Raw genomic sequence first — 6,368 nt, 5'->3', positions numbered from 1 at the left:
ACCTGAGGCGGGTGTACGGGGCGGAGAGCCGGGAAGAAGCTCTTGGGGCCTTGGAGGAGGTGAAGGCCGCCTGGGGTTCGCGGTACCCGGGGGTGGTGGGGCTTTGGGTACAGGATTCGGGGGCCTTCCTGCGGTTCTACGGGTACCCCAAGGTGCTTTGGCCGTACCTGCGGAGCACCAACCTGATGGAGCGGTTTATCCGGGAGCTACGGCGGGGGACGAAGGTGCGGGACCACAAGTTTCCTAAGGAAGAGGCGGTGTACAAGCTTCTTTACCTGGAGTCGGAGAGGCAGGCTGCTTCGCGAAGCGAACATCTTGCAGGGAGGTGGGCAGAACGGAAACTAAAGGGGTTCTCGGAGGTGAAGGAGGTGCTGGAGAAGATGCTTCAGGAGCGGTATGCCCCCCGTACACAGACTCTTACACATAACTCTTGACACGACCCCTCCTGGGGCACGGCCTCGCCGTGGAGGCCTTGAGGGCAGCGGGGACGAAGCGTGTGGGGATCGTCCTCAACTTCGCCCCGGTGTACGGCGAGGACCCCGAGGCGGTGGACGTGGCTGACCGCTACCACAACCGCTACTTCCTGGACCCCATCCTGGGCAGGGGGTATCCCGAAAGCCCCTTTCAAGACCCCCCGCCCACTCCCAACCTCTCCCGTGACCTGGAGCTCGTCGCAAGGCCCCTGGACTTCCTAGGGGTGAACTACTACGCCCCCGTCCGCGTGGCCCCGGGGACGGGGCCTTTGCCCGTGCGCTACCTTCCCCCGGAGGGGCCGGTCACGGCCATGGGGTGGGAGGTCTACCCCGAGGGGCTTTACCACCTCTTGAAGCACCTCGGCCGGGAGGTGCCCTGGCCCCTTTACATCACGGAAAACGGGGCCGCCTACCCCGACCTCTGGACGGGAGAGGCCGTCGTGGAGGACCCCGAGCGGGTGGCCTACCTCGAGGCCCACGTGGAGGCCGCCTGGCGGGCCCTCTTCACCCTTTACGCCACCGCCACCCCCTTTGACCGGCCCTGGGAGGCCCGTTACCTCCTGGAGCCCACGGGCTTCGTCCCTTACCGCCTCTTCACCCGTTTCATGCGCCAGTTCGCCGTCTACACCCGGGAGCGGTACCGGGGAGGGAGGGAGTTCTACTTCGCGGGGGGGATTGAGGACCTAGCCCGCTTCCACGGGTACCTCCGGGACCGCAACCTCCTCACCAAGCGCCTCTTCCGCCCCCCAGAGGGCCTGGTGGCCTACGAGGTCCCCCTCCTGGAGGTCCCCGAGGAGGCGAAGGCCCTCCTGGCGGAGGTGCGGAGGCGGCTCAAGGCGGCGGCCTACCGGGCCCCCCAGGAGGAGCGGGGGATCGTCATGGCCCAGCGCACCCTCCTCTCCCGGGCCATCCTGGAGAGGATCAAGCTGAGGGCGGCCCTTCCCCTGGTGGCCGGCCTCCTGGAGGAGGGGTGGCACGTCCTGCTCTTCGTCCAGTACCGCTCGGACAAGACCCTGGACCTCACGAGCCCCGAGGCGGTGGAGGCCTTCCTCCAGGACGCCGAGGAGAGGGGGCTCAAGGGGGCCCTCCACCGCCACCTGGCCCCGGCCCTGAAGGGCCTCGGGCTCACCCTCCCCTCCCCCGTGGCGATGGTCCGGGAGGCCTTCGGAGGGCTGGGAGAGGACCTCGCCTTCTACACCGGGGCGGAGACGGGAAGCGCCCTCAGGAGGACCAAGGCGGCCTGGGACGAGGGGAGGGTGCGCCTCCTCCTGGCCACCGCGGGCAAGGGGGGTGTGGGCCTCTCCTTCCACGACACCACGGGGAAGAGACCTACGGCCCAGATCGTCCTCACCCTGCCCTGGACGGCCACGGGGCTGGACCAGGTCCTGGGCCGGGTGGTGCGCCTTGGAATGAAGAGCCCCGTGCGGATCCTCTTCCCTGCGGCCCCGGTGCCCTTTGAGCAGCAGCTTGCGGCCACGGTGGCCCAGAGCCTGAGGACCCTGGGGTACGCGGTGCGAGGGGGCGAGGGGGTGGTGCCGGAGCGGGTGGTGGAGGCCTTCCTCTACGACCTGGCGGCGGTGGACCTGATGGGCTTCCTCAGGCTTTTAGAGGCGGAGGAAAGCCTGTCCAAGGCCCCCCGGGAGGAGGAGGCCTCTTCCCTGGAGGTGCCGCTTCCGCCCTCGGGGTGAAGGGGAGCCTAAAACTGTAGGGTGAAGGGGGTCCCGGAGGCCTCCAGGGAGTAGACCCCTTCCCTTCGGGGGTGCCCTTTCCAGCTCTTTTGGTGGGGGGCCCGGGCTCAAGCTACCCGGCCCAGAGCCGTGGGCACCAGGTCCCTCCCACCACCACAAACTGAGGGGATACGCCCAAACCCCCACGCCAAAGCGGCTCAGGAATCCTCCCGCCGTTTTCCCGAGACTCCGTTCCCCCTCCGCCCATCTGCGCCCTTCCAAGGTAGTGTTACCCCCCACCCCCATGGGTAGGGCCGGTCCACCCGGGCCTCAGGGGAGGGTCAGCCTTGCGGGAAACAAGCTTAGCGATAAGACCAAGCCCTCTTCGCACCGGCTAGGAGGCTCTCCCCATGGCCTCTACCTCCTCCAGGCGCCTGGGATGGAGCGGGCCAAGGGCGAAGAGGTAGAAGGCCAGGAAGGAGGCCAGGGCCACCCGCAAGGGCAGGGTCACGCCGATCCCCCCCAGGACCCCCGAGAGGGTTCCCCCTAAGGCGCCCGCCCCGTAGATCAGGGCCCGCAGGGCGGCCAGGCTCCCCGCCAGGGCCTCCTCGGGCAGCAACCACCCCCGCACGGCCCGCAGGTGGACGCCCGTGACCCCGACGGCAAACCCATAGAGCAGGCCCCCCGCGAGGAAAGGAGGGAACGGAAGGGCCAGGAGGAGGAGGGCCCTCACCGGGTCTCCCCGGTCCAGCCGGGGGCTCAGGAGGAGCAAAGGGCCTAGGGTGAAGTACCCGAGGGCAGCGAAGAGGCCTACCCAGAAGGCCTCCCCCGTGCGGGCCACCTCCAGGCTCAAGGCGCTGAAGCCCAGGGCGGCCCCCAGGTCGCCCAGGGCCTCGGAAAGAAAGGCCAGTTTCCAGACCGGGTTCAAGCCTCTAGAGCGAACCCTTCCACCATCCAGATGACCCCACCTGTAATGGAGCAGGCATGGCAAAGGGGCGCACGTACACCCGCCGCGTCCGGCCGCCGACCCTGACCTCTTGCACCTCCTTGAGCATCGCCATTCACCCCCTTACGGGTTAGCCCCAGAGTAGCAGCAGGGGAATACCGCCCGTGGAGCCCAGGAGGGCCTCACCCACGCCCCTCGGCGTCACCACGAGGGGAGAGAACCCTTTGGGAGAGGCGGAGGAGAGGGGGAAAGAGAAGGGAGGCCAGGAGGAAAACGCTCCCAAAGGCCACGAAGGCCCCCCTGGGCCCCAGGAGGTCCCCAAGCCCCCCGCCCAAGGGGGAGCCCAGGACCCGGGCCGTCTGGGTGAGGACGTTGACGTAGGCAAAGAGGCCCACCAGGGTCTCCGGGGGGGCAAGCCGCTGGAGGAAGGTCCGGAAGGCGATCCGGGCCACGGAAACCCCCGCCCCCGAGACCAAAGACCCGAGGAGGAGGTGGGGGTAAGGGAGGAGGCCGTTCCCCAGGTTGCCCAGGCCCAGGAGGCCAAGCCCCCCGAGGAGGCCAAGGACCGGGGGGAGGGAGACGCGGGTAAGGGCCTGGGCCACAAGGAAGCCCCCCAGGCTAAAGCCCGCCCAGGCGATACCTAGCCCCTCGGGCCGCTTGAGGTCGTGGAAGAGAAGAGCGGTGAGGACCCCGCCCCCCGTGAGGGCCAGGGCAGGGAGAAGGGCAGGTAGAGCAACGGGGAGGAGAACACCCAAGGGTACACCCCCAAAGGCCTTCCGCCTCCCTTCGGAAGGGCCTAGGGGAGGAGGGGCCTTCAGGCCCAGGAGGAGGACCAGGGCCACCCCCAGAGGAAGGGCGAAGAGGGGAAGGGCGTAGGGCCCCAGGCGGTCCACGGCAAAGCCCCCTATGAGGGGGGCCAGGACCAGGCCCAAGGTATTGGCCATTTCCCAGCGGGCGTTGGCCTGGGACAGGGCCTCCTTAGGGAAGAGGCGGGGCAGGGCGCTTCCCAGTAAAACGCCGTAGATGGCCAGAGCAGCCGTAAGGAAGAGGAAGAGGGCGAGCAAGGCGGCGTAAAGGAGAAGAAAGGTGCTAAGGCCAGGGCTTCCCAGGGCGAGGAGGGCCGCTACCCCAAGGCCAAAGGCGAGGAGGCGGAGCACCATTTGGGGCCTGGTCTCAAGCCAGGATTGGAGGAGAAAGGGGGTCAGGATGCTCGCTAAGGCTTGAACCAGGGTGAGGACCGAAGTTTGTAGCCCCGAGGCTCCCGCTTCCAGGAACCGCCATAGGCCCGCCACCACCAGGCCCTGGCCGGTCAGGGTTAGAAGGAAGGCGAGGAGGAAGAAGGAGAAGGTACCCGAGGGCGGAGTTAAATCCTTAGCCATGCTGGGACGCTGAGCCATCAGCTAGAGGGATTTCGCTGGTGTAATTGGGGATAGTCCGAATGTCCACGGCATCAAAGAAGTTCGGTTGAACAGGTATTTTCCGTAGCTCTTGCAGTAGAGGCGAATTCTCCCAAATGTCGGCTAAAGTGCTCGTTAGAAGGTTGCCGAAGAACGAATACCTGGGCCGCCACTCACGCAATTTGGCAGAAACGTAGACATTACCCCTCGGATCTACGCGAAGAGCACGATTACCCCTAGAGGTAAGCCATATCTGATCGCGGGCCGGGTTTTCCGATCTAAGTTCTCTAGAAAGCTTATACCACAGCCTTTGGTGGGGCTTAATCGCACCTAATCTAACCATGTCCATGTATTCCCCTACAGCGAAGTCCCACTCTTCCTGGCTAAGAACGAGATGATTCAAGCTTGCCCCGCGCCCTGCGGGATACATGGGCGCAATCCCATACATAGCGTTGTTTTGTGTTGCGATTTCACCTATCTTTCTAATCTCAGTGTAGTTCTTCTTGTGAACTACCGTGAAGACAGCCAGAGGGATACCGGCTTTGGCAATGAGACTTATCTGCCGCAAGGTAGTCTTAAATCCCCCCTTACCCCGAAGCAAATCGTGGCTATCCGGACTAGATCCGTCTAAAGTGGTACCCACGAAGTTCAGATTTTTTGTGGACGCAATCTTATCTAAGTCGCTATCTCGCAACACGGACAAGTCGGTGTTAACTTGAACGCTAAACCCTAGCTCGTCCGCTAGGCGGATGATCTCCAATCCATCTGGCCTACTCAGTGGATCACCTCCTGTGAATTCAAGGTAGAAGACCCCTTCCTTTCTTATGGAATCCAAGATATATCCCCACTCATCGAAAGTCAGCTCTTCCCGAAGAGGTATTTTGGGTTCAGGGCCGGATTCGTATGCACAGTATGCACAACGCCTATAGCACCTATTCGTGAGCTCGATTTCCATGGATAGAGGCCTATAGTACCGGTCATCGGAGAAGTGTTGATCGTCTAGGAACAAAGCTTTAGATTCCAGCCCTTCTTGAGAAGGGCGAAGGTATCCCTCGGCAATCAAGTAAAGGATTAAATGCCCCGCTGCCTCTACAAATCCCTTGGTAATTTCACTTAAGCCTCCTTCTTTGAGAACTTGCTTGAGGGCCAGCGATGGCCTAGTAGCAACTACAAAGGATCTAACAAGGTCGAAGGCTTCCTGATTGAGAAAAATGCCCCTCTTAAAGCCGTAGAGTATTCCCCCGAACCGCTCTCTGCGTAGGACAACGCTAGCGTCGCTGGCAAGGACAAGGGGCACGTCTTCGACCCAAAGCCTTTCGTATTCCGAGCCTAATCCTTCTTCGAGGTCCTCCTCGTAAGCCAATATAAAATTGCCTGTATCAATGGCAACCATCAGGAAATCATGCTGCTGGCCTACGACCTTTGGAAGTTGTAAACCCCTCTCGTGCATTTCTTCCACCCCCTTACGGGTTAGCCCCAGGGTAGCAGGGGGGAGGTTACGTCCAGGTTACGTGGAAGCTCTTCCCAACGATGGCCCCTGCGTAACCTCGCGTAACCTTGGACTCCCCGCGTAACCTCCCCCTTGGCACCCTGGAAGCATGAGGCACAGGTGGCCTTGGGTTCTCCTCGTGGGATGGCTTCTCCTGGCCCTTCTAATATGAAATCCTCCCGATCCATTCCCTCAGCATCCCCCCGGCCACCAGTGAAAAAGAGTGTGGCTCCGAATAAGCTCCGGCTGGGTCTGCAAGTAAGCACAGCGGGCCTCCACCCTCTCCCAAAGCTCCTCCTCCGAATCCACCCGCCCATTCGCTACCACCCCGTCCACCAAGGGCCATACCCGCTCCACAGGCTGTAGCTCAGGAGAGTAGGGGGGCAAAAAGACCAA

At 63.4% G+C, this 6,368-nt stretch carries 5 protein-coding genes and 1 pseudogene; 2 read left to right on the top strand and 4 right to left on the bottom strand.

Annotation, left to right across the window (positions count from 1 at the left end):
* Positions 1–434: transposase (locus G584_RS0111110; protein ID WP_028494660.1), on the top strand; the 434-nt coding region annotated here is incomplete at its 5' end.
* Entirely contained in the window at positions 431–2,161 is a 1,731-nt protein-coding gene (locus G584_RS12275) for a family 1 glycosylhydrolase (RefSeq protein ID WP_245537212.1), read from the top strand. The genes G584_RS0111110 and G584_RS12275, both read left to right, overlap by 4 nt.
* A gap of 373 nt (positions 2,162–2,534) precedes the next feature.
* Here G584_RS12275 and G584_RS0111100 read toward each other — a convergent pair whose 3' ends face one another.
* The 4 genes and pseudogenes from G584_RS0111100 to G584_RS12815 all read right to left on the bottom strand — a co-directional run.
* The gene (locus G584_RS0111100) at positions 2,535–3,068 is read right to left on the bottom strand and encodes a hypothetical protein (RefSeq protein WP_014516139.1); all 534 of its coding nucleotides are present in this window, start codon (positions 3,066–3,068) and stop codon (positions 2,535–2,537) included.
* A 200-nt stretch (positions 3,069–3,268) separates the two neighbouring features.
* On the bottom strand, positions 3,269–4,465 hold the full coding sequence (locus G584_RS0111095; RefSeq protein ID WP_003043751.1) for an MFS transporter: 1,197 nt from the start codon (positions 4,463–4,465) through the stop codon (positions 3,269–3,271).
* Positions 4,458–5,933 (bottom strand): radical SAM protein, encoded by a 1,476-nt coding sequence (locus tag G584_RS0111090; protein ID WP_014632236.1) that lies wholly within the window; start codon positions 5,931–5,933, stop codon positions 4,458–4,460. Before G584_RS0111090 ends, G584_RS0111095 begins: the two co-directional genes overlap by 8 nt.
* Before the next feature lie 231 nt (positions 5,934–6,164).
* Positions 6,165–6,368 (bottom strand): annotated as a pseudogene (locus tag G584_RS12815) (hypothetical protein); the annotation flags it as partial.

Origin of the sequence: Thermus antranikianii DSM 12462 (assembly GCF_000423905.1) — a bacterium.
In the GTDB taxonomy this organism is placed as follows: domain Bacteria; phylum Deinococcota; class Deinococci; order Deinococcales; family Thermaceae; genus Thermus; species Thermus antranikianii.
Note: the sequence above shows the minus strand (reverse complement) of the source record. Positions and strands in the feature narration are given on the sequence as shown.

Bases quoted from the DNA above. Each gene is read 5' to 3' on its own strand.
- G584_RS0111090 (WP_014632236.1), bottom strand. From the start codon at position 5,933: ATGCACGAGAGGGGTTTACAACTTCCAAAGGTCGTAGGCCAGCAGCAT.
- G584_RS0111095 (WP_003043751.1), bottom strand. From the start codon at position 4,465: ATGGCTAAGGATTTAACTCCGCCCTCGGGTACCTTCTCCTTCTTCCTC.